This is a genomic window from Halovivax limisalsi (assembly GCF_023093535.1).
GTDB lineage: Archaea > Halobacteriota > Halobacteria > Halobacteriales > Natrialbaceae > Halovivax > Halovivax limisalsi.
This window is the reverse complement of the sequence record NZ_CP095757.1, coordinates 2,307,279-2,330,274: the sequence shown is the minus strand read 5'-3', so window position 1 is coordinate 2,330,274 and position 22,996 is coordinate 2,307,279. Positions and strand designations below refer to the sequence as shown.

Annotated in this window: 19 protein-coding genes; 8 read left to right on the top strand and 11 right to left on the bottom strand. The window is 67.3% G+C overall.

What is annotated here, in order from left to right:
* Positions 1–1,548 carry a glutamate-cysteine ligase family protein gene (locus MXA07_RS10625; RefSeq protein ID WP_247728580.1) on the bottom strand — a complete coding sequence of 516 codons (1,548 nt, stop codon included), beginning with the start codon at positions 1,546–1,548 and terminating at the stop codon, positions 1–3.
* Between the two features lie 144 nt (positions 1,549–1,692).
* Here MXA07_RS10625 and MXA07_RS10620 point away from each other — a divergent pair, with 144 nt between their 5' ends.
* Positions 1,693–2,676: a tyrosine--tRNA ligase gene (locus tag MXA07_RS10620; RefSeq protein WP_247728579.1), complete on the top strand. Its 984-nt coding sequence runs from the start codon at positions 1,693–1,695 to the stop codon at positions 2,674–2,676.
* Positions 2,677–2,692: 16 nt separating this feature from the next.
* Positions 2,693–3,646 carry a biotin--[acetyl-CoA-carboxylase] ligase gene (locus MXA07_RS10615; RefSeq protein WP_247728578.1) on the top strand — a complete coding sequence of 318 codons (954 nt, stop codon included), beginning with the start codon at positions 2,693–2,695 and terminating at the stop codon, positions 3,644–3,646.
* Positions 3,647–3,788: 142 nt separating this feature from the next.
* Here MXA07_RS10615 and MXA07_RS10610 read toward each other — a convergent pair whose 3' ends face one another.
* From MXA07_RS10610 to MXA07_RS10585, 6 genes are all read right to left on the bottom strand, one after another.
* Entirely contained in the window at positions 3,789–4,313 is a 525-nt protein-coding gene (locus MXA07_RS10610; protein WP_247728577.1) for a universal stress protein, read from the bottom strand.
* Positions 4,314–4,421: 108 nt separating this feature from the next.
* Complete coding sequence (locus MXA07_RS10605) at positions 4,422–5,468, bottom strand: amidohydrolase family protein (RefSeq protein WP_247728576.1); 1,047 nt, start codon at positions 5,466–5,468, stop codon at positions 4,422–4,424.
* A 120-nt stretch (positions 5,469–5,588) separates the two neighbouring features.
* The gene (locus tag MXA07_RS10600; RefSeq protein ID WP_247728575.1) at positions 5,589–6,815 is read right to left on the bottom strand and encodes an HD domain-containing protein; all 1,227 of its coding nucleotides are present in this window, start codon (positions 6,813–6,815) and stop codon (positions 5,589–5,591) included.
* A 116-nt stretch (positions 6,816–6,931) separates the two neighbouring features.
* Positions 6,932–8,059 (bottom strand): Gfo/Idh/MocA family protein, encoded by a 1,128-nt coding sequence (locus MXA07_RS10595; protein ID WP_247728574.1) that lies wholly within the window; start codon positions 8,057–8,059, stop codon positions 6,932–6,934.
* Positions 8,060–8,148: 89 nt separating this feature from the next.
* Positions 8,149–9,114: a sugar phosphate isomerase/epimerase family protein gene (locus MXA07_RS10590; RefSeq protein WP_247728573.1), complete on the bottom strand. Its 966-nt coding sequence runs from the start codon at positions 9,112–9,114 to the stop codon at positions 8,149–8,151.
* A gap of 82 nt (positions 9,115–9,196) precedes the next feature.
* Positions 9,197–10,282, bottom strand: a complete 1,086-nt coding sequence (locus tag MXA07_RS10585) for a Gfo/Idh/MocA family protein (protein ID WP_247728572.1) — start codon at positions 10,280–10,282, stop codon at positions 9,197–9,199.
* A gap of 459 nt (positions 10,283–10,741) precedes the next feature.
* Here MXA07_RS10585 and MXA07_RS10580 point away from each other — a divergent pair, with 459 nt between their 5' ends.
* Complete coding sequence (locus tag MXA07_RS10580; protein ID WP_247728571.1) at positions 10,742–11,698, top strand: mechanosensitive ion channel family protein; 957 nt, start codon at positions 10,742–10,744, stop codon at positions 11,696–11,698.
* Positions 11,699–11,843: 145 nt separating this feature from the next.
* On the opposite strand, the gene MXA07_RS10575 is transcribed toward MXA07_RS10580, so the two are convergent.
* Entirely contained in the window at positions 11,844–12,251 is a 408-nt protein-coding gene (locus MXA07_RS10575; protein ID WP_247728570.1) for a universal stress protein, read from the bottom strand.
* Between the two features lie 125 nt (positions 12,252–12,376).
* Here MXA07_RS10575 and MXA07_RS10570 point away from each other — a divergent pair, with 125 nt between their 5' ends.
* From MXA07_RS10570 to MXA07_RS10560, 3 genes are all read left to right on the top strand, one after another.
* Positions 12,377–12,616 (top strand): DUF5816 domain-containing protein, encoded by a 240-nt coding sequence (locus MXA07_RS10570; protein WP_247728569.1) that lies wholly within the window; start codon positions 12,377–12,379, stop codon positions 12,614–12,616.
* 130 nt (positions 12,617–12,746) lie between these two features.
* A complete protein-coding gene (locus MXA07_RS10565; RefSeq protein ID WP_247728568.1) occupies positions 12,747–13,058 on the top strand; it encodes a DUF7116 family protein in 312 nt (103 codons plus the stop codon).
* 67 nt (positions 13,059–13,125) lie between these two features.
* A complete protein-coding gene (locus MXA07_RS10560; RefSeq protein WP_247728567.1) occupies positions 13,126–13,824 on the top strand; it encodes an MBL fold metallo-hydrolase in 699 nt (232 codons plus the stop codon).
* A gap of 50 nt (positions 13,825–13,874) precedes the next feature.
* On the opposite strand, the gene MXA07_RS10555 is transcribed toward MXA07_RS10560, so the two are convergent.
* The 3 genes from MXA07_RS10555 to MXA07_RS10545 all read right to left on the bottom strand — a co-directional run bounded on the left by MXA07_RS10555 (position 13,875) and on the right by MXA07_RS10545 (position 17,917).
* On the bottom strand, positions 13,875–14,291 hold the full coding sequence (locus MXA07_RS10555) for a type IV pilin (protein WP_247728566.1): 417 nt from the start codon (positions 14,289–14,291) through the stop codon (positions 13,875–13,877).
* A 90-nt stretch (positions 14,292–14,381) separates the two neighbouring features.
* Entirely contained in the window at positions 14,382–15,482 is a 1,101-nt protein-coding gene (locus MXA07_RS10550; protein ID WP_247728565.1) for a DNA topoisomerase IV subunit A, read from the bottom strand.
* Between the two features lie 2 nt (positions 15,483–15,484).
* Entirely contained in the window at positions 15,485–17,917 is a 2,433-nt protein-coding gene (locus tag MXA07_RS10545; protein WP_247728564.1) for a DNA topoisomerase VI subunit B, read from the bottom strand.
* A gap of 329 nt (positions 17,918–18,246) precedes the next feature.
* Here MXA07_RS10545 and gyrB point away from each other — a divergent pair, with 329 nt between their 5' ends.
* Entirely contained in the window at positions 18,247–20,178 is a 1,932-nt protein-coding gene (gene gyrB / locus MXA07_RS10540; RefSeq protein WP_247728563.1) for a DNA topoisomerase (ATP-hydrolyzing) subunit B, read from the top strand.
* A 300-nt stretch (positions 20,179–20,478) separates the two neighbouring features.
* Entirely contained in the window at positions 20,479–22,950 is a 2,472-nt protein-coding gene (gene gyrA / locus MXA07_RS10535) for a DNA gyrase subunit A (RefSeq protein ID WP_247728562.1), read from the top strand.
* Positions 22,951–22,996 lie beyond the last annotated feature (46 nt).

The following is a 22,996-nucleotide window of genomic DNA, read 5'->3' as shown; positions in this document are numbered from 1 at the left end:
TCACTCGAGCCAGTCGACGAAGGTCCCCTCGAGTAGCGTCTCCGTCTGTCGGTCGACGTACGCGCGTTGCATCGCCGTAATCGCGTCCTGCAGGGGGTCGCCCGCGGCCTGACGCTCACGGACGCGGTCTCGTTTCCAGGCGGCGGGCGTGACCCCGCGTTCGACCCGCTTGCGGAGCGGATCGACGTACGCCGAGGCCGTCGCGCCAGAGAGCCCGCGGCCGGTCAGCCCGTCCATCGCGTGGGCGAGGAGGTCCTCGTACAGGCGCTCGCGGTCGGTCGTCTCCTGCCCGTCGTTGGTGATCCAGAAGAGGTCCGCGTCGAGGCCGTTCCGCATCGCGTCGTAGAAGTTCTCGCGGGCGAGTTCCCAGTCGAGATCGGCCACCGGGTGTTCGAGTCGGGTGAGACTCTCCATGAGGCCGGCGAAGACCGCCTGGAACGCGATCGAATCCGCGACCGTCGGCTGCGCGGGGATCGGGCGGAACTCGATGCGGGCGTTGGCCGCCGAGCGCGACGCGCCGTCGAAGACCGGCCGCACCCAGCGCCAGTACGTGCCGTGGGTGCGCCGAAGGTGAGCGAACCGATCGTCGTACCGACCGAGTTTCTCGACGGGCGTTGGCACGACGGCGTCGTCGGCGGCGATGCGATCGACGGCCTCGCCGGTCCCGGTGAGATCGCGCGGGAAGCGAACCTTGCCGGGCCCTTCCGTGTCGGCGTTCAGGACGGTCTCGAAGACTGAGATGCGGTGTTCCATCCAGCCGTCCGCGAGGACGTCCTCGACGGTCGTTCCCGCGTCGTAGCTGTCCGGCGGGAAGAACGGCGAGTTCGCGCCCAGCGCGAGCAGCGGGCCGGCGATCCGCAGCGCGTAGTTGAAGTACGCCGGCAGGTCCGGAGCGTGGGGCACCTGGTAGTGGGGCTGGATCGAGGTGATCAGGCTCTCGGGCATCACCGTGTCGGCCTCGATCGTGACGTGTGGCGCCTCGATTCGCATTCCCGCCGCGCTCGCCCGCTCCGTGTTCGCCATCGCGTGATAGCGCGCTGCGTCGCTCATGTTCGCCGCGATCCGGAGGGTTCGCTCCTCGCCGTCGACTTCGACGGTCCGAGCGACGCTCTGGGTGAGGTAGTCGCGCGCCCGTTCGCCCTCCGGCGGAATCGTCCACATCGAGTCCGAGACGAGGCGCATCCCCTCGGCGTTCGTCACCGTCTGGGCGGTCTCGAGGCGCGCCCTGACTTCGGAGGCCTGCGCCTGGAGGCCGTGGCCCGAGAGCGGTTGCGGACTGGTGGTCATCTCCGCGTTGTGGAGCCCGAGCTCCTTCTCGAAGCCGATGAGTTCGAGCAGTCGCCTGGGCACGCGCACCAGCGACGCGTCGTCGGCGTTCACCGCGTAGAACTCGTACTCGAGGCCGACGATGGCCTGCGGGTTGTCGAAGACGCCTTCCGACAGGTCCGCCTTCAACGCCTCCGCCTCCTCGTCGACGCGCGCCTGATACGCGTCGGGGTCGACCGCGAGGACGTCGGCCGTCCGGGAGACCAGGTCCGACTCGTCCATGCGGGCCATGCGCGGAGCGGCGGCTAAAAAGGTGGCCATGAAACGTTTCGTTTGACTGATGGGAACGGCGGTACGGGTGCGCTCCCGCCGACGGGTGCGACGCGGAAACGAAGGCATAAATCGGTCCGCCGACACCCCACACGCATGGACGCATACGAGTTGATCACCCGCAACGCCGACGAGGTGGTCACCGAGGACGAGGTGCGCGAACTGGCCGACGATCCCGAGGGCAAGCGGGTCTACGTCGGCTACGAGCCCTCGGGGGTGCTCCACATCGGGCACCTGCTGACGGCGAACAAGCTCATCGACTGCCAGGAGGCGGGGATGGAGGTCGTTGTCCTGCTGGCCGACGTCCACGCCTACCTCAACGGGAAGGGGACGTTCGAGGAGATCCGCGAGACGGCCGAGCGGATGCGCGCGCAGTTCCTCGCCTACGGCCTCGACGAGGAGCGGACGGAGTTCGTCTACGGGTCGGACTACCAGTTCGACGACGAGTACACCCTCGATCTGCACGAGCTCGAACTCTCGACGACGCTCAATCGCGCCCGGCGCGCGATGGCCGAGATCAAGTCGGGCGAGGCGGCGAAAGTGAGCCACGTCGTCTACCCGCTGATGCAGGCGCTCGACATCGAGTACCTCGACCTGGACCTGGCGGTCGGCGGCCTCGACCAGCGGAAGGTCCACATGCTCGCCCGCGAGGGACTCCCGGAACTGGACTACGACGTCCGCCCGGCGATCCACACGCCGATCATCGCGGACCTCGAGACCGGCGAGGGGAAGATGTCCTCCTCCGAGGGCACCACCATCTCGATGGCGGACTCGGCCGAGGACCTTCGAGAGAAGATCAATAGCGCGTTCTGCCCGCCGACGCGCGATCCGGAGGGCGACCTCGAGAACCCCGTCCTCGAACTCTTCGAGTACCACGTCTTCCCGCGCTTCGAGTCCGTCACCGTCGAGCGCCCCGACGAGTACGGCGGCGACGTCACCTACGAGTCCTACGAAGCGCTCGCGAGCGACCTGGAGAGCGGCGACCTTCACCCCGCGGACGCGAAGTCGACGCTCGCCGCCTCGCTCGACGAGTTGATCGCCCCCGGTCGCGAGCGCCTCGAAGCGCTCCGCGAGGAGTGACCGACCGCCCACGATCATGAACGACACGCGACGCGCCGTCCTGGACGCGCTGGCGGACGGCCCGGTATCCGGTCCCGACCTGGCCGAGACGATCGGCATCTCGCGGGCGGCCGTCTGGAAACACGTCGAGGCGCTTCGGGAGGCGGGCTTCGAGATCGAGGCCGCCGATGCGGGCTACGTCCTCGCCGACGCATCGGGGTACTCCGGGCCGCTGATCGAGTACGGACTCGAAGCGCCGTTCTCGATCGACTTTCACGAGGAGCTCGACAGCACCAACCGGCGGGCGCGCGAACTGGCGGCCGAGGGCGCCGCGTCCGACGGGCGCGACGTCGCCGTGGTCGCGGTCCGCCAGACCGTCGGCCGGGGTCGACTCGATCGCGAGTGGAACTCGCCCGACGGCGGAATCTGGACGACGATCCTGCAGCGACCCGCGATTCCACCGGCGAAGGCGCCGCTGTACACGCTCGCGGCCGCCGTGGCGGTGACCCGAACGGCCCGCGAGGCCGGCGTCGACGCCCGGATCAAGTGGCCGAACGACGTCGTCGTCCCGGCCGACACCGACCGCGGCTACCGCAAACTCGCCGGGATCCTCACGGAGATGGAGGGCGAAACGGATCGCATCGAGTGGCTCGCCTGCGGGATCGGCGTCAACGCCAACGTCGACGCGGCGTCGCTCCCCGACGGCGCGACGAGCGTCGCGCGCGAAGCGGACCCCGTCGACCGGCGACTGTTCCTCCAGACGCTCCTCGAACGGTTCGACGAGCGTCGGCAGGCGCTCGGGGAGACGATCGACGACTGGCGCGATCACGCGCTGACGCTCGGGCGGCGCGTGCGCATCACGCGCTCCGGCGGGGACGTCGTCGGAACGGCGGTCGACGTCACGTCCTTCGGCGCGCTCGTCGTCGAGACGGACGACGGCGACCGCGTCACGGTCACGGCCGGCGACTGCGAACACCTGCGACCGGCCTGAGTCGGTCGCCGGTCGACCGTCGCGGACCGATCGCGAAGAACAAGCGAGGCTCACCTCGTGTGGACTGACGGCTGCCCGAATGCGAAGATGCGTGATCGATCCAACGGTCCCGTCTCGTTCGCCCCTGACCCCGGTGACCGGCTCACTCGACGCCGACAGCGGGTTCGACGCCGGAGTCGTCGGCGGCTTCGGCGCTCGCGTCGTCGGCGGGTGCGTCCTCGGGGGGCGACTCGCCGACCCGGACCGTCATGACCGGGATCGGCGAAGCCCGGACGACGCGTTCCGCCACGCTGCCGAGGAGGAGGCGGTTGATGCCGCCGCGGCCGTGGGTTCCCATCACGATGAGGTCGCAGTTGCTCGACCGGGCGTGTTCCACGATCGCTCTCGCCGGCGACCCTTCGAGGACGACGGTCTCGACCTCGACGTCGGCGCCGGACTCCTCGACGAGTTCGACCACGCGATCGACGGCGGCCTGGCCCTCCTCGTGCAGCGCGTTCCCGATGCCGTCCCACGCCGTCTCCATCGGCAGACCGCCGTAATTGGTGGCGTTGACGACGTAGACGGCGCGTATGACCGCGTCGTGTCTCGACGCGAGGTCGATGGCGTGGTCGACGGCGCGCTCGACGGCGTGCGAGCCGTCCGTCGGAACGAGAACGCGGTCGTACATGTGTTATACGATACCATACGCAGGGCCAGCGTAATAACGCTATCGTCGGTTCGACCGACGTACGCCGCATCCACACGAAAAGCGGCGCTTGCTCTCGGTCGGCGTCGCTCAGTCCGCGCTCGAACCGAGCACGGCGTCGCCGTCGACGATGACCTCGTCGACGTCGGCCGTCCCGGCCCGACGGACGACGGCCCGGACGGGGTCGCGGACGCCGACGAGGTTGTCCGTCGAGGCGTCGAGGACGAGGCAATTGGCGGGTCGGCCGGGTTCGAGCAGGCCGTCGTCGCGACCGACGAGTCTCGCACCGTTACGCGTCGCCATGCGCAGGACCGTCGGCGCGTCGAGCGAGCTGTACTTGGAGACGACCGCCATCTCGCGGAACATCGACGGCGAATTCAACATCACGTTGTCCGTGCCGAGCGCGAGCGTGGTCCGTTCGTGGAGCTCCTCGAAGGGAGCCAGGCCGACCCCGGTCACCAGGTTCGAGCGCGGACAGCAGACGATCGGAACGTCCGTCTCAGCGATGCGGTCGAGGTGGCGCGGTTCGGGGTGGACGACGTGGACGAGGTAGTCGGGTTCGAGGTCGAGCGCCGGATCGACGTCGCTCGAATCGGGTTCGCCCGCGTGGATGCCGAACGGCTTGCTCGCCTCGCGCGTGGCGGTTCGTTCCTCGACGAAGTCGTCGTCGTTGGCGCCGCTCGCGCCGAAGCCGTCGCCCGCGCGCATCGCGTCGATCGAGTCGCGGGCGAAAGCGTAGGCGTCGATCGCCAGTCCGTCGCTCGCCCTGGTCAGCTGTTCGACGCCGGCGACGCCTCCCTCGCGGAAGTCGAGACAGGCCGCCGTGCCGCTCCGGAGCGCGAACGAGAGCGATCGCCGCATCCCCTCGATCAACTCGTCGTCGCTCGCCTCCCGGAGGAGTCGGTGTTTGAGCCCGTCAGGCGGTGCGACCAGTTCCTCGAGCGAGAGTCCGCGCCCCGCCTCCTTCGCGATGGAGTCGCCCAGGTGCGTGTGGGCGTTGACGAACGCCGGCGCGACGATGCGCTCCGAGTCGACGTCGTCGGGGACGATCTCCTGGATGACGCCGTTGACGACGCGCAGGCGACCCTCGACCGGTTCGAACTCCGGTCCGCGAAGGATCGTTCCGGCAAGGTCCATACCCAGCCTTGCGCCGCTGCGGCCTAAAACGGTTCGTCACGCGCCGGGCGGGAAGCCGGGGCCGATAGCCGCCGAAGCGGACGGGAACGGTCGGCGATCACGCCGGTCTGCCGACACCGATCAGCCGCCGAACTGGTCGAGCGTCGTGTACAGCCCGTCGCGGACGTCGCTGATCAGCGGGCCGTCGACGTCGAGCCCCAGGACGTTCAGCGCCGCGTGACCCACGCGTTCGCGTTCCGCGGCCGGGCAGTAGACGCCCAGTCGCCACTGGGCGTACTGGGCGGACCGGAGCGCGTCGACCAGCGGCGACTGGTGGCCCAGCTGGCGGATCTCCCCGTTGACCATCACCCGGGTCGTCGATTCGGTCATGGAGGGCCGGTCGGGGACGTCCAGGATGACGTGTTCCGGCGGGACCTCCGCTCGATCGGCGATCTCGCCCTCGAAGCGCCGGATCGTCCCGTGATCGGCCTCGATGATGCCGCCCGGCACGTCGTCGATCTCGGCCCAGACGCCGCGTTTGTACAGTCGCCGCCGGTCGAGTCGGCGGACCAGCGCCGCGCTCGCCTCGCACGATCGGAGCGAGACGAGCAGCTCGTGGTCGTCCATCCGCGACAGCGTCTCGCCGTCCGTCGCGCCGGCCTCGAGCATCGAGGCCGCCGCCCGGCGGAGCATCGCCTTGCTGATGCGGGCCGCACTGTGGCTGTAGACGGTGGGATTCATGAGCGCGCGAGCGACGAGCAGACTCTCCGCGGTCTGGACGTTGCCCGCCCCGAGGACGAGTTCGCCATCGACGAACGTGAGTTCGCGTATCAATCGGCCGTAGTCGATCGTTCCGTACGGGACGCCAGTGTGGTGGGCGTCGCGCACCAGGTAATCCATCCGGTCGACGTCCAGTTCCCCGGAGACGAGTTGCCCGTAGCGCCCTTCGCCGGCCACGAGCGAGGCGATCCGCGACGGATCGAGGTCGTGTTCGCGCAGGACGTCGCCGATCTCGCCGCTCTCGAGCAGCGCCTCGACGTCGTCGTGGTACCGGCCGGTCTCCCGGTGGATGAGGTCCTCGAGGTTGTGGCTGTAGGGACCGTGGCCGACGTCGTGCACTAACGCGGCGGCCGTGATCCGGTCGGCCTGGATCCCTTCGATGCCGAGCTGGTCGAGCGCCTCGCAGGCGACGTGATAGACGCCGAGGCTGTGTTCGAACCGCGTGTGGTTGGCCGAGGGATAGACGAGCGAGACCGTCCCCAGCTGGGAGATCCGGCGCAGGCGCTGCAAGGCCGGGGTGTCGAGCAGCGCCCGCGCGACGCCCTCGACCGCGATGTGGTCGTGGACGCTGTCCTTGATGACCTTCATACCCTCCGGATGGGGCGGCGAGCGACAAAAACTCACCGCGGCACGCGAGCGGCTGCCCTCCGTCTATCGCCACTCGCCTCTCTCCCCGCCACCTAATCACCTCGCTCGACCGCCACCTAATCGCCTCGCTCCAACGTCACCCACTCGCCTCGCTCGTCGCTCTCGACGATCGCCGCGATCGCGCGCTGGACCGCGCGGCCGTCCGCGAAACTCGGATCGGCGGGTTCGCCGGTCTCGACGGCCGCGAGGAACGCGGCGTTCTCGTGGACGAACGTGTGCTCCCAGCCCAGCACGTGGCCGGGCGGCCACCAGTGCTCGAGGTACGGGTCGTCCTCGTCCGTGACGAGGATCGTCTCGTACCCCCGGTCGTCAGCGCGCTTCAGTTCGAGTTCGTTCAGCCGTTCGAGGGAGAACCGCAGGCTTCCCTCGGTGCCGTGAATCGAGAGCGAGAGGTCGTTCTTGTGCCCGGGTGACGTCCGGGACGCTTCCAGGGTTCCCATCGCGCCGCCCTCGAAGGCCAGCTGGGCGGTGCAGGCGTCGTCGACCGTGACCGGCCGTCGTTCGTCGCCGCCCTCGACCGGGCGTTCCTCGACGAAGGTTCGCAACTGTCCGCTGGCGCGCTCGATCGGACCCGCGCCGCCCGCGTCGCCCACGAGAAACCGGACGAGGTCGATCAGGTGCGACCCGAGGTCGCCGAGGACCCCGGTACCGGCCAGCTCCTCGTCCAGGCGCCACGACCACGGCTCGGTGGGATCGACCAGCCAATCCTGGAGGTAACGGGCCCGAACCTCCCTGATCTCGCCGAGTTCGCCGTTCGAGAGCAGGCGGTGCGCGTACCGGATCGCCGGGACGAACCGGTAGTTGAACGCACACCACGCCGGGACCGACGCGGACGCCGCGGCGTCGGCCATCGCCTCGGCCGCCTCGAGGGTGTGAGCGAGCGGTTTCTCGCAGAGGACGGCGGTGTCGGCCTCGAGCGCGGCGATCGACGGCTCGGCGTGGAGGAAGTTCGGGCCGAGGTTGTAGAAGACGTCGACCGCCTCGACCGCATCGCGCCAGTCCGTCGACCAGCGATCGAAGCCCAGTTCCGGAGCCGCTTCGGCGAGCGCCGCTTCGTCGCGACCGACCACGACCGCGCGGTCGACCGCCGGGGCGTCCGGGACGAACATCGGGAGTCGCGCCAGTGCGTTCGCGTGAGCTCGGCCCATGAATCGATAACCGAGCATGCCGACGTCGAGGGCCATGTCCGCGCTTCACCGGTCCAACGGTTAGCGGTTGTTACTCGGCGGCGTGACCGTCACCCGTTCTGATACGCTGGGTCCGTCACTGGCGCCTACGCCCAGTAGGCGTCGCCCGGCGTCTCCTCGAACACGATCGGTCGGAGGAATTCGATGGCCGCTTCGAGGCCCTCGGTCGGGCTCGCGAGCGCGTCCTCGTGCTCGATGCTGACCGCGCCGTCGTAGCCGACCATCCGGAGCGTCGAGACGACGTCCTTCCAGTGGCGCGCGCCGTGTCCGTAGCCGACGGTTCGAAACGCCCAGGAGCGATCCGCCGGGTCGGCGTAGGGGCGGCCGTCGAGGACGCCGCGGGTTCGCGCCTCGGCGTCGTAGATCCGCGTGTCCTTGGCGTGCACGTGGTGGATCGCGTCGCGCTCGCCGAGCAGGCGGATCGCGTCCGTGATCGAGATGCCCTGCCAGTAGAAGTGCGACGGGTCGAGGTTCGCCCCGACGCGATCGTTCGTCGCCTCGCGGAGGCGCAGCAGGCCGTGGGGTTCGTGGACGAGCATGTTGGGGTGCATCTCGATCGCGACGTCGACGCCGTGGTCGGCCGCGTGCGCCGCGAGGTCCGCCCAGACGTCCGTCGCCAGGTTCCACTGGTAGTCCAGCGCGTCCGCGTGCTCCTCGGGCCACGGTGCGGTCACCCAGTTTGGCACCTCGTCGTTGGGCCCCCCGGCGGGCAAGCCCGAAAAGCAGGTGACGGCCGAGACGTCGAGCTGGTCTGCGAGCCGGATCGCTTCGGAGAGGGCCGTCCGCGCCCGATCGGCGCGCTCGTCGTCCGGATGGAGCGGATTGTCGTGCGACGCGAGGGCGCTGATCTCCATCTCGTGGTCGTCGAGGAGTCGTCGGAGATCCGCCTGGGCCTCGGGCGCGTCGAGATAGGTTTCGCGATCGAGGTGCGTATCGCCCGGATACCCACCGACGCCCGGTTCGACGGCGTCGACGCCGCGATCCGACAGAAATGACAGGGCCTCTTCGAACGAACGGTCGTACAACGGCGGGGTGTGGACGCCGAGCTTCATGCCTCTCACGACCACATCAACGCCGATAAAGGTCCCACCGACGCCGGCGTCCGATCACCCGCAGACGCGACTGTCCGTGAAATCACCGATCGGACTCGTCTCGTTCGTCGACGGCGACCGCGCTGCCCGACGCGCTCGATCGATAGATGGCGTCGACGACCCGTTGGACCGTCAGCGCTTCGTCGACGTTCGAGGCGTCGTCGGACCCCGCGGCGATCGAATCGAGGAACGCGGCCTGTTCTTCCTGGTGGGTGTCGACGTCCCGCGTTCGGACGCTCGTGTCTTCGAACGCGTTGGTGCCACCGGTTGTGGCCGTGTGGATGGTGAGATCCGCGTCGAGCAGGTCGAACCGGGCCGCGGCGTCGGTGCCGTGGACGACGAACTCGTGGGTGGGCGGACGGTTCGTCGCCCAGGCGATCTCGAGCGAGACGGTTTGATCGTCGACGGTCCGGACGAACGCGCTCGCGGAGTCCTCGACGTCGAACGTGCTCGGACCGGCGTCGCGACCCCACATTTCGAGGTAGACGTAATCCTCCCGGCGGCCGAACTCCGAGCGGGTGACGCCGCTGATCTCGGTGAGCGACGGAAAGTCGAGCAGGTACAGCGCCAGGTCGATGGCGTGGACGCCGAGGTCGATCACGGCGCCACCGCCGGCACTCTTGCGGTGGGTGAACCAGGTGCCGCGACCGGGGACGCCGCGCCTGCGCACGTAGTTGGCCTCGACGTGCGAGAGTTGGCCGAAGTCGCCACTCGCGATCCGGTGTTTGAGGTACTGGATGGTGTTGGAAAACCGGTTGTTGAACCCGACCATGCAGATCGCCGACGAGTCGGCCGCCGCGCGGGCGATCCGCTCGGCACTCTCGAGGGAGTCGGCGAGGGGCTTCTCGATGAGGACGTGGACGTCCTGCTCGAGCGCCGCGACGGCGTAGGGCTCGTGATACTCGTTCGGCGTCGTCACGACGACGGCGTCGACGCGATCGAGTAACGAGTCGCACTGATCCATCGCCTCGACGCCGTACCGTCGCTCGAACCGGTCGCGAGCGGATTCGGCGATGTCGACGCCGCCGACGAGGGTGACGCCGTGGTCGAGCAATCGCTCGGCGTGGTACTGGCCGATGTTTCCCAGGCCGATGATTCCGACGCGAACGTTCGATCGATCCGGCACCATGTGAATCTGAGGGAGTGGGGTTCGAGGTCGACGGTACCTGCCGCTGCGACGTGCCCATCGCTTCTCACCGTGTGCCCGGGGTCAGCCCGTCGATGCTGCGGGTTCGAGCGTCACCGCTACGACCCACCAGGTCGAACCGAGCAGCGTCGGCCGACCGGGCCGGGCGCCCGTCACGTGCGGCCGTCCTGCGCGAGTGGACGTATGGGCGTGGATCCTCTTTGTTCCGTCGCAACCCTTCATCTACAGCGACCGTTCGGACGGGCCAACAGGGACCACGATGGGAAACCTGGCGGGACTGGATCGTCGGGGCGGGCCAGTGTGGACCTCCATTCGCCCGCTCGTCACCGTGCCAGCGTCCTGGGATGACGGCGCGCGAATCAGCTGAATGCCCGTGTAGTTAGCAGGGGTGACGTTGCGCGCGGACAGAACGCTTATCCAGCGAGGGCGAGACGTCCGCCCATGCGAGGGTTCGTTCCCGAGGACGTGTACGAGGCCACGATCGGCAGGGTCATCGGGGCAGTCCAGGGCAACGAAGGGTCGTACCCGGTTCGCCTCGTGATCGCGCTGCTGGTGCTGGTCGTCGGCTGGTACGCCTCCAAAGTCGTCGTCCGGCTCGCCGGTCGGACCATCGCCCGACGGATCGAACGCCCGAGCGTCACACGGTCGGTGCTGCGAACGATCCGATTCTCGGTGTTGCTGTTCACGGCGATCGTCGTCGCCGGGATTCTCGGCGTCGGCGATGTCGAAATCCTCCTCTCCGTCGGTGTCATCTCGGCGGTCGTGGCCGTCGTCCTCGCGCCGCTGATCGGCAGTCTGATCAACGGCCTGTTCATCCTCACCGACCAACCCTACGAGATCGGCGACATGATCGAGGTCGCAGACGCGGGTCACGTCGGCTTCGTCGAGGACATCACGATCCGGTACACCAAGGTCTTCACGCTGGAGAACACCTTCCTTGTGATTCCGAACTCGGAAATTCACGACCGTGACGTGATCAACTACTCGGCCGAGGACGAGCGCACCCGCATCGACGTCGAGTTCGTCATCACCTACGGGAGCGACCTCGAGACCGCGATTACGGCGGCAAAGCGGGCGGCCAGATCGGTCGAGACGGTCATCTCCGGCGGTCCCGCCGTCCGCATCGGAAGCGCGCGGTACGACGCCGCGCCGCGGTGTGACGTCCGCGAGTTCGCCGACGACGGCATCCGGCTGGTGGTGCGGTTCTGGGTCAGCCGGCCGTACAAGATGACGAAAGATCGCTCGGCCGTGCTGCGCGCCATTCGCACGCGCTACGAGGACGAACCCGTCGAGTTCGCCTACCCGCACCGCCACCTCGTCTTCGACGATCCGGGCACCGGTTCGGACGGGCTCGACCCAGCTCCGGACGAGTTCGCAGACGAGCGCCCGCGAGAGTGACCGCGCGGTGACCAGAGCGACGTCGATCCGGAGTGATCGGCCTCGACGGCCGGGACGAACGACCGCATAGCAGTGCAGGAACCCCTGTATTCGGCCGTGACGGCCGAAGTAGGGCGACGATCCGACCCGCGTCATTCGGGAGCCGCTATCCGGAGACGTCCGCAGTGACGATCTCGCAATCGAGGTGGGTCCGCAGGTACTCGTCGATGTTCGGGTTGTCGACGAGGCGGTGATAGATGCGGCGCCAGGCGCTGGCCTGTTGACGGCCGATGACGACGGCGTCCGCGTCCTCGGCGGCGACCTCGTCGAGGATGCTTTCCTCGACCAAGAACCCGGTCCTGACGACGTACCGGGCGTTCTCCAGCTTGCCGAACTTCCGCTCGACGGCCCGTTTGAGTTGACTGCGAGTGATCGAGCGGCTATTCTGATACAGGTTGACGTGCAGGACGGTCAGGTCGCCGTCGCGTTCCGCGGCGAGGTCGATCGCGCGTTCAAGTGTGGCCGACGATCGTCGATCGAGCGGAAACCGAACCGGGGCCACGATCAGTGTCATTACCGCTCGGAACGGGGCGGTCGTTGGTAAAGCTTTCAGTACGTTCCGTTCGCTCGGGTGACCACAGGGGCGAGCGGCGGCCGCGAGGAGGTACGCATTTAGCCGTGGACGCGTTCGCCTCGCGTATGGAAGCGATTTCGACCGCGGAGGGCGAGACCGTCTACGTCGCCGCCTCCGAGGGCGACCGGGGCTCGGAGGCGCCGTTCTTCGTCGTCTACGAATCGGCCCGAGGGGACGAGCGCTACGGCTGGTTTTGCGCCAACTGCGAGGGAACGGACGTGGCGATGGATTCGATGGGGCGAATCCAGTGTAACCGGTGTGGAAATCTTCGAAAACCCACCGAGTGGGACGCCGCACACGAATAAGCGAGCGAAAACGGCACCGTCGCCGCACGTCCGTCATATCCCTCGAAACCGCCGGACGGCGTCGCACTCTCGTTCGCGGAGTCGATCCGTGCAAAAATTTATGATACGCCGGGTCGTAGGTCCACGCGGAATGGGTCCTGTTAACAAGCGACTCGTCGATCAGGCACGATCGATTTTCGACGACCTCGGATACACCGTCGAGGGTGACGGACCGACGTTTCGGGCCGAACGCGACTGGAAGGTCGTCCACGTCAGTACGACACTCGACACCATCGATACCGTCGGATCCGCCGACGAGTACCGGTGCTTCGTCGCCGATCCGGATCGAGTAACCGAACTCGAGCGCCGCCTGACCCGAGCGGACCCCGCCTACGAGTGGGCCATCATCGCCACCGACGGCGACGAGTACGAGGTCGAACGCGCCCCGCCCGTCTCGGCCTGACCGACGTCGCAGCCCCGCCACGGGCGCCGGCGAACGTTTTTTCGTCCGGGCCGACCAATCGCGACCGATGCCCGTCTCTCATCGATCGATCGTTCTCGACTGGCTCGGCTACGCCACCATCCGCCTCCGCGGCCGGACCGGCGTCACCGTCTACGTCGACCCGGGACGGTACGGCGTCCTCGACGGACACCGGCCCGAAGACGGTGATCTCGTCCTGGTCAGTCACGACGACCACTACGATCCGGACGGCATCGAACGCGTCGCCCGCGACGACGCCATCGTCGTCGTCCACGAGGCCATCGACGCGGATGCGATCGATCGGGTCTCTCGCCAACCGTCGGCCCTTCCCTACGACGTCGAGCGCGTCGCGAGCGACGCGGCGTTCGCACTCGGACCGCTCGACCTGTTTACGACGCCGGCGTACAACCGACCCGACGGGCCCCACGCGCGCGACGACGGGACGCCCTATCACCCGGAGGGGTCGGGCTGCGGGTTCGGCGTCACGATCGACGGCGTCACCGTCTTCTGGCCGGGCGACACGGACGCTCTCCCCGCGCTCGAGACGATCGACGCGGACGTCCTCTGTCCGCCGATCGGCGGGCGCTTCACGATGGATCGTCACGAGGCGGCGGAGCTGGCCCGGGCGATCCAGCCCGACCTCGTCGTGCCGGTTCACTACGACACGTTCGACGCGATCGAAACCGACGCGGTCGCATTCCTGACGGACGTCGGGACGTCCGGGATTCCGGTCGCGCTCGACGACTGATGGCAGTCAGGGGCGGTTTGGCCGAGTCACGTACTCCGTCACGCCGTCGATCAGACCGTCGTCTCTTCGAGGACGAACGGCTCGTCGCCGCCGCCCCACGTGATCCGAAGCCGGTCGCCGGACGCGACGCCGTCGAGCGTGATCGACGACCCCTCGGCGACGGTCGACGAGTCGCCGTGGTCGGCCCAGGTCCCGCGACGTTCTCCGTCGACCTGGAGGACGACGTCCGCCGGGTCGACCGTATTACCGCCCGCGTGCCGGATCGTGAGTTGGTCACCCTCGAGCGTCGTCGCGAACTCGATCGTCGGCCCCGCCTGCCCGGCCCCGCCGCCGCCGAAGATCGTTCCCCAGACGAATCCGACGCCGCCCCCGAGGGCGACGATAAATACCGTAAATACGACCGCGACGGCGAGCACCACGCCGATGGCGACGAGCGCTGCGCGAACCCGGGCCAGTCGAGAACTCATTACTGGAGATTCGACGGAACCCGGCAAAAGGATGTTGCACTGGACGTCGGCGACCGCCGACGACGGCCGGTCGACGAGCGACCCGCTCGCCTAGAAGACGCCCATCTCCTCGAGGCGAGTCGGCAGGTAGGTGTCGGTGACGAAGTCGAGCCCGCGCGCGGCCAGCGACTGCTGTTCGGACTTCTTCTCGATCTCGAGTTGGAGTTCGATCTGCTCCTCCCAGTAGTCGGTCTGGAACCGCGGATCCTCGAGTTCGCTCTCGAGTGCGTTGACGTCCGAGTCGCTGAGCGGATCCGTCGGCAGGTCGTACTCGACGATGTCGGCCGGCTGGATGCCGATGAACTGCGCTTCGGGCGTCGCGAGGTACTCGGAGAGGTGGGCGGACTTGATCGATCCGTAGGCGACGGAGCCGAAGATCCGGTAGGACCACGGGTCACCGTCAGTGAAGACGGTGACCGGAAGGCCGAGTTCGTCGTGCATGCGCTTGGTCAACCGGCGCGTCGCCCGAGCCGGCTGTCCGCCCAGGTGGACGACGATACAGTCGTACTCGTCGTCGAACCCGTTCTCGACGAGCCGATCCCGCATGCCGCCGGTCTCGACGGCGAGGACGAACTCCGCCTCGTTGTCGAGGAACTCGATCGTATCCGGATTGTTCGGGATCTGGTACCCGCCCTGGCCGACGTCCTTCTGGCAGTGGATCTCGCGGTCGCCGCGTCGGGTCTGCTCCCTGAGGAGGAGCGGCCCCATTACCTTCGCACCGGACTCCTCCGGGCGCATGTGGAAGTCCTCGCGCTTGACCTCGCTGACGATCTCTAAGTCCTCGATGAGGTTGTTCGACTCGTCCTGCGTGTTGAACTGCGCCTCGTCGAGATCCCAGGACTCGGAGAGGTAGTACAGCTCACGCAGGGTGGACGAGCGATCTTGATCGAGCTGTTCGGCGAGGAAATCGATGGTGTAGGTCGCCTTGAGTAGTTTCTGGGCGCCCGAAACCGACTTCGCACTTCGCGTGCTGCTGCGGTCGCCGTAGACCCAGACGTCCTTCTCCTCGTCGTACTCGATGTTCGACTTGGTCCGGGTCGGGATCTGCATCTTTGGAACGTCGCCCGCCGCGAACTGGTCGTAGAAGTCCGCAGCCAGATCCAGTAGCTGTTCGCGCGCTTCCTCCTCGTTCAACGTAGAATCCGTGCTCATGATTATGCGTCCACCGTCAGCAGTTCCTCCTCGATGCCCGACACGTCGAGATCGAACTCGGCCTCGCCGTCGACGTCGTACTCGAACGTCGCTTCGTCTCCCGAACTCACGGTCTCGGACCACTTGACGAACCACTCCCCGTCCATCTCGATCACCTGCGCGCCGTTGGTCTTCCGGGGTTCGGCGGTGACGATATCGGTCAGTTCGACGTCGGCGTTCGACGACGAGTTGTTTTCGACCGTGATCGTGACCGACCCGCCCTCGACGGAGCGTTCGACGAGCACGTTGTTCATGATTCGCGCGATGGAATCGTCGATATCGAGCGGTTCTCGCCCGGTGACGGTCGCGAGCTTTTCGGCCATCTCCGGAAGGATGGTCCCGAGTTTGTTGCGCTTCTCGCGGCGCTGTTGCATCGAGCGGCGTTTGTTCAGGTAGCGTTTGAGCTCGCGCGCGGCCTCGCGGATCGCCAGTTCGATCTCGTCTTCGATCTCGGGTACGTTCGCGACCGCGTCCTTCGACTCGCTCGTGAAGGGCACGTTCGTCGAGGCCACGTGGACCATGATCACCGCCGGCCCGTTCGGCAGGCCGGAGCCGCCCGGCTGGTCGAGGCCGTAGTTGCGCCAGCCGATGGACTTGACGACGTCGGTCGTCGCACACGCGCCGCGCTGGTAGACCAGCGGAACGCGGTTCGCAAAGCGGAGGACGTCGGCAGTACCCTCGGCCTCGAGTTCGCCGCCGTAGGCGATCCCGGCCTCGACGATGAACGGATCGCCGGCGGAGACGCCCGCGTCGCGCGTGGCCGCGGCGTAGAAGTCCGCGTCGAACTCCTTCTTGAGCCCCGCCTCGATGAGGTCGTCCGTGATCGGTGAGAGACACCGCGTCGGCGGCGCCATGATGTCGGTCTCGCGCATCGCCTCCACGAGGTCGCTCGAGGCGTCCCGGTCGTCGGTGAGTTCGCGAACCAGCGGGGGGTCGTCGGGGACCGTCCGCATCCGGTCCCAGAGTGCGTCGGTGACGTTCTCGCGGGCGGTGTCGCCGAAACTCGCGTCGTCGCGCTCCTCGGTCATGTCGGCGGCGCGATCGACGTGGGACCGGAGCCGCGTCCGGTTCAGCCGGTGGCGTGGGTCGTCCTCGTCGGCGAACTTGCCCGCGAGCCGCGAGGCGAACGCGTCGAGGACGGCGTCGTCCTTCCGTGAACTCGTCGCCCCGTCGACCAGCCGATAGAGATCGGCGGCGATCCGTCCGTCCTCGGCGGCGCCCTCCTCGTCCCCGTCAGGGTCGGCGATCGGCACCAGTTCCGTCCAGGCAGCTTCGACGGCGTTCTCTCGAACCGTGACGCCGAACGTCGTCCCGTGGTCGTCCTCGACGCCGTCGGCGACGTCGTCGACGATCCGCTCGACGTCGTGGTGGGCGACGCGATCGACGTCGTCGATCGCCGCGGCGACGGCCGTGGCGAAGTCCGCTGTGGCCTGGGCGCCCTTGTTCGCCGTCGCGTCGGTGACGGCTCCAGCGACGTCGACGTCCTCGCCGGAGACGGGCGCCGACCAGCTCATCTCCCGGCCGTAGTGGCGATCCCGGAAGTTGTCGATGACCGACTCGGCGGTCTTCTTCCCGACGCGGGTGAACTCGTTCTGGAGGAATCCCGAGATCGAGTGCGAGTCCGTCCCGTCGAGCATCTTGATGACGGTGCCGAGTTCGACCCCGTGGGGGTGCGGTCGGATCTCCTCGGTCTCCTCGGGGAGCTGGTCCGTCGCGCGCTCGAACTTGAAGTGGTCGTTCGGTTCGACCAGCTCGATGCGGGCGTGGGGGTTGACGACCGCGGTGTGCTTGATGTAGTCGTGGAGCTGGCTCCGGGCGCGCATGTTCGCCTCCATCTCCAGTTCGATGCGCGTCCCGTGGGGGCGATCCCAGGTCGTCTCCCGATCGACGCTGATCTCGGGTTCGTTCTCGTCGGTGTCGACGATGAGCTCGTAGTACTGGGCGTCGGGCGAGCCCTGCGTCCGGCTGGTGATCTTCGCCGGTTTGCCGCTCGTCAGCTGCGAGTAGAGGACGGCCGCGGAGATGCCGATCCCCTGCTGGCCGCGGTTTTGCTCGCGAACGTGAAAGCGCGAACCGTAGAGGAGTTTCCCGAAGACTTTCGGCAGCGACTCCTTCGTGATTCCCGGGCCGTTGTCCTCGACGATCAGCCGGTAGTACTGGCCCTCGTCCTGGATCTCGACGTAGATATCCGGGAGGATGCCCGCCTCCTCGGCGGCGTCGAGGGCGTTGTCGACGGCCTCCTTGACGGCCGTCACGAGGCCCCGCGCCCCGCTGTCGAAGCCGAGCATGTGCTTGTTCTTCTCGAAGAACTCGGCGATCGAGATCGCCTGCTGGCTCTCGGCCAGCTCTTCGGCGATCGCGGATTCGTCGCCGAGCGACGACTGGAACGACGTCATTAGGAAATCCGTAACAGTGGCGGCCTTAAAACGTTCCCGTTAGCCCGGTGAAAGTGGAGCGGCCGACTCCAGTCGTGCGGTTTGTCGGGGCTTCGAATCGAACGGCGTGCTACTCGAGTCCGGTTCGGTGGAGGAGACGGCTACCTCGCAGGCCGATTGGACGCGGTACGGGCGTTCGCTCTGACCGAGAAATCGCACTCGATTCCGCCGTGCCAGACACCCACCAGCCGAGGGGCCAGCTCGGGAGAGGGATTTTTGTCGTTGGTTCGCGCTCGCGCGCGTACGTGACCTTTATTAATGGGCAGGCGCTACCCGAAGACAGGTTTTCCATGTCACAGGAACGCGAGTACGGCGCCGGCCAAATCCAGGTCCTCGAGGGGCTGGAGGCCGTGCGGAAGCGGCCGGCGATGTACATCGGCTCTACCGACTCACGCGGACTCCACCATCTGGTCTACGAGGTCGTGGACAACTCCATCGACGAGGCGCTCGCGGGCCACTGCGAGGAGATCACCGTCACGATCCACGAGGACGACTCCGTCAGCGTGGTCGACGACGGCCGCGGGATCCCCGTCGACACGCACGAGGAGTACGAACGCCCGGCTCTGGAGGTCATCCTCACCGTCCTCCACGCCGGCGGGAAGTTCGACAGCAAGTCCTACCAGGTCTCCGGCGGCCTCCACGGCGTCGGCGTCTCCGTCGTCAACGCCCTCTCCGAGCGCCTCGAGGTGACCGTCACCCGCGACGGCGGCGTCTACGAGCACGCCTTCGACCGCGGCGAACCCGACGGCGACATGGAGCGCGTCGCCGACCCCGACGAAACTGACGAGACCGGGACCGCCATCCGCTTCTGGCCCGACGACGAGATCTTCGAGACGCTCGAGTTCTCCTACGCCACCCTCTCGAATCGGCTTCGCGAACTCGCGTTTCTCAACTCCGGCGTCGCGATCACGCTGCGGGACGAACGCGAGGTCGACGACGAGGGTGTCATCCTCCAGGAGACCTTCCAGTACGAGGGCGGCATCCGCGAGTTCGTCGAGTACATCAACGAGACGCGATCGCCGCTACACCGCGACGTGGTCTACTTCACCGGCGAAGAGCAGAACATCCACGTCGAAGTCGCCATGCAGGCGACCGAGGAACTCCAGGGGTCGATCCACGCCTTCGCCAACAACATCAACACGCGAGAGGGCGGGACGCACCTCACCGGGTTCAAAACGGCGCTGACTCGCGTCGTCAACGACTACGCGAACGAGAACGACCTCCTCTCGGACCTCGACGAGAACCTCAAGGGCGAGGACATCCGAGAGGGACTGACCGCCGTCATCTCCGTCAAGCACCCGGATCCCCAGTTCGAGGGCCAGACGAAGACCAAACTCGGCAACAGCGAGGTCCGGGGGATCGTCGAGGGCACGATGCACGACGGGCTGGCGACGTACTTCGAGGAGAACCCGGACACGGCCCAGGCGATCGTCCTGAAGGCCGTCGAGGCGGCGAAGGCGCGCAAGGCCGCGAAGAAGGCCGAAGAGCTCACGCGCCGGAAGTCCGCGCTGGATTCGACCGCGCTGCCCGGCAAACTCGCGGACTGCCAGACGCGCGATCCGGACGAGGCCGAGCTCTTCATCGCGGAGGGCGATTCCGCCGGCGGCAGCGCGAAACAGGCCCGCAACCCCGACTACCAGGCCATCCTCCCGATCAAAGGCAAGATCCTGAACGTCGAGAAACACCGCCTCGATCGCATCCTCGAGAACGACGAGATCCGCAACATGATCACCGCCATCGGGGCGGGCATCGGCGACGAGTTCGACATCGACGACGTCCGGTACAAGAAGATCATCATGGCGACCGACGCCGACGTCGACGGCGCCCACATCCGCACCCTGCTGCTGACGTTCTTCTACCGCCACATGCGCCCGCTGCTCGAACACGGTTACGTCTACGCCACCCAGCCGCCGCTGTACCGCATCCGGTATCGCGGCGACACCTACGACGCCATGACCGACGCCGAGCGCGACGAGATCGTCGAGGAACAGTGCAACGGCAATCCCTCGCAGGTCCAGCGCTTCAAGGGCCTCGGCGAGATGAACCCCGAGCAGCTCTGGGACACGACGATGAACCCCGAGAACCGCATCCTCAAGCGCGTCTCCGTCGAGGACGCCGCCGCGGCCGACCGCATGTTCTCGATCCTGATGGGCGACGCCGTCGGCCCGCGCAAGGAGTTCATCAAGGAGAACGCCCCCGAGGCCGAGTGGGTGGATATATGACGAACTTTTGCGCTGCGGGCGCGCCTCCGGCGCGCCCTCGGCAAAATCTTCAAAAGAGCCGTACGGCTCTTTTGGACATCGCGGGATCTTCGATCCCGCTCAGCTTCGATGAAAAGCACTCCTCCCTCCGTTACAGCCGCGCGAAGCGCGGCTACCACACCGGTCGTCGGCCCGCTCGCGCGGCCGCAAGGCGGCCGCGCTCGCGGTGGAACAGCCTGAGAACTACCGCTACCGCACCAGTTGAGACGACTGCCAGCGCCGCCACCGAGCCGAACGCTAACGAACCCAAGATTTTGAGATATGAGTTCTGAAGCCCCGGATCCGACGGACGTCGACGCCCGGACGGTCGAGACCGTTCGGATCGAAGACGAGATGGAGCAGAGTTACATCGACTACGCGATGAGCGTCATCGCGGGACGGGCCCTGCCGGACGTGCGGGACGGGCTGAAACCCGTCCACCGGCGGATTCTGTACGCGATGCACGAGATGGGCGTCACCAGCGGGTCGAGTCACCGCAAGTCCTCGTCCGTGGTGGGCGAGACGATGGGTGACTACCACCCCCACGGCGACAGTCCGATCTACGACGCGCTGGTGCGGATGGCCCAGGACTTCTCGATGCGCTACCCGCTGGTCGACGGCCAGGGCAACTTCGGGTCGATGGACGGCGACCCGCCGGCCGCCCCGCGGTACACGGAGGCCCGGATGGCCCCCATCGCCGAGGAGTTGCTGACCGACATCGAGAAGGACACGATCGACTTCCAGGCGAACTACGACGATCGCCTGCAGGAACCGACGGTGCTTCCCTCGGCGTTTCCCAACCTGCTGGTCAACGGCTCGTCGGGGATCGCGGTCGGCATGTCGACGAACATCCCGCCGCACAACCTCGGCGAGGTGATCGACGCGACGATCGAGTTGATCGAGAACCCCGAGGCCACCGTCGAGGACCTGATGGAGCACGTCAAAGGGCCCGACTTCCCGACGGGGGCGAACATCGTCGGCCGGGACGCCATCTACTCGGCGTACAAGACCGGCCGCGGTCGCATCCGCGTCCGCGCGGAGTTCGAGGTCGAAGACTGGAAACCCGATCGCGATCGCATCGTCATCACGGAGCTGCCCTACCAGCAGAACAAGGCGAAGCTGGTCGAGCGGATCGCCGACGACGTCAACGAGGGCGTCATCGAGGGGATCTCCGACCTGCGCGACGAGTCCGACCGCAACGGCGTCCGGATCGTCGTCGAACTCAAGCGCGGCGCGAACACGGAGATCGTCAAGAACCGGCTGCTCGAGAACCACCTCGAGAAGACCTTCGGCGTCATCAATCTCGCGCTGGTCGACGGGCAACCGCAGGTCCTGACGCTGAAGGAGACCCTGGAGGAGTACGTCTCCCACCGCCGCGAGGTCGTCCGCAGACGCTCCGAACACGACCTCGCCGAAGCCGAAGAGCGCGCCCACATCCTCGAAGGGCGGCTCAAGGCGCTCGACATGATCGACGACGTGGTCGAACTCATCCGCAATTCCGAGAACCGCGACGAGGCCCGCACCGGCCTCGAGAACGAGTTCGGCTTCTCCGAGATGCAGGCGGCCCACATCGTCCGCATGCAACTCGGCAGCCTCACCAACATGGAGGCCGCCGAGATAAAGGAGGAGTACGAGGACGTCCAGGCCGAAATCGAGCACCTGACCGAGATCCTGGAGAACGAATCGCGGTTGCTCGAGGTCATCACGGACGAGCTCCGGGCGATCAAGGACGAGTACGATGACGATCGGCGCACCTCGATCATCGAGGACGTCGGCACCGTCACGCACGAGGATCTCATTCCCGAAGAAGAGGTCCTCATCGTCATGACCGAGGACGATTACGTCAAGCGCATGCCCGTCTCGAACTTCGACCCGCAGGGTCGCGGCGGGAAGGGCATCATCGGCTGCGACGTCAAGGAGGGCGATCGGGTGACGACCGTCTTCCAGGCCAACACCCACGACTACCTGCTCTGTTTCACCAATCAGGGCCAGGTCTACCAGCTCAAGGCCTACGAGATCCCCGAAATGAGCCGGACGGCCCGGGGCAAGTCCGCGGTCAACATCCTCGACCTCGATCCGGGCGAGGAACTCACGGCCATCGTCGACACGGACGCCTTCGGCGACGACGAGTACGTGACGATGGTCACGCGAAACGGCTACGTCAAGCGGACCTGCGGCGACGAGTTCGACAACATCCTCACGACGGGCATCATCGCCGCCTCGCTCGAGGCGGGCGACGCGCTCGTCGACGTCGAGGTGACCGACGGCACGAAAGACCTCGTCATCGGGACCGAGCGGGGCATGACCATCCGCTTCGACGAGACCGAAGCGCGCGCGATGGGGCGCAACGCCCGCGGCGTCAACGGCATCGATCTCGAGGACGGCGACGCCGTCGCCGGGCTCGTCGCCACGGACGCCGGCGACGACCGCGCCCTGTTGACGGTCACCGAGAACGGCTACGGCAAGCGAACGCTCCTCTCCGAGTACCGCACCCAGTCGCGCTACGGCAAGGGTCTCATCGACATCAAGACCGAAGACCGGAACGGTCCGGTGACCGCGCTGAAGGCCGTGACGCCGGAGGACCACCTGGTCATCATGAGCGAACGCGGCCAGATCATGCGAACGCGCGCGGGCGAGATCTCCACGGTCGGGCGAAACACGATGGGCGTCACCGTGATGGACGTCGACTCAGAGGACGCCGTCGCGAGCGTGGACGTCCTCTCGCTCGCTCCGGACGGCTCCGATTCGGAGTAGACGGGGCCGTCCGTCGACGCGTACCGTTCTACTTCGTTGTCGATCG